Below are 4,048 nucleotides of genomic sequence, written 5' to 3' on the forward strand. Positions count from 1 at the left end.
CCATGCTCATAAATATCCTAAGCAAATAAACCAATTTTCTCTCGCTATAACAAAGATAAATTGTTGATTTTTAATTATTTGTAAAAGTGAAGATATAAAAATAACCCTAGGTATAGCTAGGGTTATTATTCACAAGCGATTAAAGTAAATTTAAAATTACTTCTTAGAGATTAATAATTTAATTTATTAAGACAAACAGCTAATAAAGCATTAATTAATGTTTTTTAAACTTTTTAGAAAGATGTGTTAAATATTGTTACTAAAGTTTAATTTTTCACACAAGAATATCATTAAATTACAAGTTAAACTTACTACTTAAAATCTTACTTGCGATTTGTCTTTGTGGATTAACCTTTTGTTCAAGAGCATCTGGCAAACATAAACTTAAACCTAAAATGTGATGTATAAGGTTCACACTAGCTAATGGAGCTAATGTTAGACCTCGTGAGCTCATTCCTGTTAAATAATAATTACTATCTGTACAAAGAAGATTATGATCAAGATCAGGAAGCTTATCACTTTTATACTTGTGATGAATAAAAGGCTTTAATTGTTGTTGATAATAATCTAAATTAAAAAGCGATCCTGCAATATAGAACCGATCTCTTACTTTAATTCGCGTACCTTGAATAGTATCTTGAGTTGCTAAATTTTGATAAATTCGAGTTGCTAATTGTTTAATTAGTTGTTCGGTAAAAATATTTGCTACAGAAAGATCTAGCAATTGAATTTGATTAGCATTTGAAGAAGCTAAATGTTCTTGTTCAGTAACGTTATATTGCCCTTGTATAAGGGAGCGGATTAAATTAGCAAGATAATCTTTCAATTGCTTAGAAATCAAACAGGCAAAATTATGACAATTTAATTTATTATCTTCTAAGGCCTCTTGCTTCAGATCTTGTATTTTCGACGCTGCATAAGGTTTATGTGTTGCGCCAAAGATAATAACTTCTTGTAAATTTTGTTTTTGATTTAAAGTTAAAGCCTCGTTGTTTGCTGATAATCCATTTCTATAATTTACAAAAGGCGGAATGACGTCTTGATTGAGATCAATTGTAGCGCTTAGAGCATAGCCTTCGTCACAAATAGCAAACTCATTAAACATGTGAACCATTATATGTTCGATTTGTTCTAAAAGCTGAGTAAATTGTGATGAGGTAAATATATCCTTTGCTTGCCCATTTACATCAGCTAGCACATTTATTTCATCTAAATATGAAACAATATATTGTGTAATCTTTGACTGTAAATCATGAGAAACAAAATCTTTACATACGGCTTGCCACTCTGATTGCTTAAGATAACTAACTTTACCAGAGCTAGGAGTGAAAGAATAGTATTGCTCAATATGCGGCAAAGTTAATGTATCTGCTCCAAGACAAATTATATTAACTTGTTCATTTGCCTTTAAACTAGAAGCTAATTTTGCTTTAGCTTGCTCAAGTGACTGTAGAGCAAAATTTACTCTGCCAAATGTTTCTAAAGCCAATATTGCTTGAGTAATAGCTTTATTGACTTTGATCTGGTAACCATGTAAATAAAAAGTTTTATTGTCAGCTAAAGTAAATCCTGATGAATTATTGTTTAATACGTACTTATTAATAGCTAAATTGATGTTACTAGCATATTTGTTATCACAATTATCACTTTGATTAGTTACTAAAGTAATTTCATCTATGTTCAATGGTGCAACTCGTGAACTACTATCAATTTTAATCAGTTGAGGAATAACATATTCTTCCTCTAATTGACTATGCGATCCTTTTAAAGTGGTACTGGTAAATTTTTGTAATTTGCGCCACCAAACCTTGCCATATTTAAAGGCATTTAAATGTAAAAAGTTTACAGCAGGATCATCATCAACTAGTTGCGGATAAAATAGACCAGCAGGATTAATCGAAGCCATTTCTTGAGAGGTTGTCGAGTACATATTAGTCGCTAATCCCAAGCTATTTAAATAATAAGCACTAGCTACTCCTGCAATACCATGTCCAAATACGTTTATTACAGCGTCATTTTTAGCTGATAAGTCAACACCATTTTCATTATTACCTTGAATTAATTTATAGACTTGAGAATTACTTAATTCTTTGTTAGCTAATAAAAGTGTTGGCAGATAATTATTATTTAAGAGTAAATATAATTTGTTAATTAAGCTTGGCTCGACCACTCCATAAAAGTCTTGTGCAAAGAGCTCTTGCTTATAAAATGGTTGTATTTTATATAGCTCTGAATTTAATTGTTCTGCTGGTAAATTAGTATTTTGTTCTTTTAAATGCTGTAAAAGTTTATCTTTGACAAAGTTATTTGTTGTTTGGTACTCACTTAGTAAAGAAGATAATTTTTCATCATGACTAAAGTAACCAGTAAGATGATTACGTTTATTAAAACCAAGATCGTTAATAATAGTAAAACCAACTTGCTTTAAGCCTTTACTAACTTTTGTATTACTGGTAAAGGTTGTAATGCGAGTTTGCTCTTTTGATAAATACGCTAGGATTGCATAAAGGTTACTATTCCATAAGTCTGCATTTTTCTCTGGTGCAAAACCATCTAAATAAATTACATCAAAACTATGTTTACCTAAACCAGCAGCATAATTTAGAAATATATTTTTAAGATCATCGTAATAGATTTGTACTATATCTGCTGCATAGTTTTGCGTATAGCAACAATTGTATGTTACTTCACCATAGGCAATTAAATCATTGTAGAACTGATTGCTAAATGCTTGTAATTCTTGCTCAAAAATGTCTTTTTTCGCTAAAACAATATCTTTGAATGGACTATTATTTACGAGATATTTACTCACAGTAAAATTTATTACCTCCATGAAGAAAGTAAAAATTTGTGATAAATTTACTAATAGTTTTTGTACAAGTTGTTTTAAATTAGTAGCTGGTTCTATATTAGAAATAAATGCGTTTAAGCTTGGATCAGTAATTTGTTGCTTTAATAGTTGCTCTAAATGAGATGAAAAATGGCTAACAAAACTATCTTTAAGATTTGCTTTTGCTTTAGTAAATAAGTCTTCAACAAATTTAGTAACAATCGCAAGGCTTACGTGATTATTGATATACTCAAAGCTAGATAATAAGCGAGGAGCAAAGCTTTGCTGATAATTTTGCTCTAAATCTTTAACAGTTAAAGGCGTTCTTTCACTCGAACAATACTGAAAGATAAATTTTTGTCCTAATGCTACTTGATAGTCGTTTAGGATATTATTGCAATGATCTAAACTTGTTTGTTCGCTTAAATGCTCCCAAAGATATGTAAACATTTGTTGCCAAAGTGATAAAGTATGAGCTTTTAAAAACGCTTGAATATATCTATCATTAACCAAACCTTGGCATAATTTTTTAATACGCTGTTGCTCAAGAAAATTTAATTGTTCAGATTCTAAAATTTCTTGGGCTAATGCATAATTAAATTGTTTAAGCTGCTTTACAAGCTGATTATTAAAGTTTGCATCTAGTGAAGCTGCAACAAAGTTTTGCGCTTGCTGACGAAAACTTTTAATAGTATTTAGGGTTAAAAGAGCATTTAAGCCTGTACCAAAACCAACTTCAAAGCATTTATATACCCCATTAAACTTAATTTCAGGTGAAGAAGATCTTAAACAATCATGATTTATATTATTTGTATCTAAAGCTAAGGAAGATGAAGTTATATTTGCTTTTAAATAGGGTAAATTACTATTTAATTTAGTAATTAATTGCGGAATTAATTGGCTCTGAGAAATATAAACGTATAAACTTTCTTGAATTGGGTCTTGGGTTTGATAATAAATGTCACCATGATCTAAATTAGTAATTTCGCTTTCACTAACATTTAAATTGGCATTGTGTAAAGTTGAAATTTTTAATTCACTATATAGATGTTTTAACATTTTTTGTCTGCGTAGTAGTTATTTTGCTCTCACTATAATAATACAGAGTAAAAGAGTTAAGGAATAATTGCTAGTTAGCTTACTAAAGCACAAGAACATATTTTTGCTTACTATTTGTTTATTAATGCTTTTAGTAATTTCTTAGATTACTAAGTACTA

At 29.4% G+C, this 4,048-nt stretch carries 1 protein-coding gene; it reads right to left on the bottom strand.

The window, feature by feature from the left end; all coding sequences use genetic code 11:
• Positions 1-295 precede the first annotated feature (295 nt).
• On the bottom strand, positions 296-3,889 hold the full coding sequence (locus tag CKF58_RS07395; protein WP_119532503.1) for an MnmC family methyltransferase: 3,594 nt from the start codon (positions 3,887-3,889) through the stop codon (positions 296-298).
• Positions 3,890-4,048: the final 159 nt, after the last annotated feature.

It is taken from the genome of Psittacicella hinzii (assembly GCF_003585935.1).
GTDB lineage: Bacteria > Pseudomonadota > Gammaproteobacteria > Enterobacterales > Psittacicellaceae > Psittacicella > Psittacicella hinzii.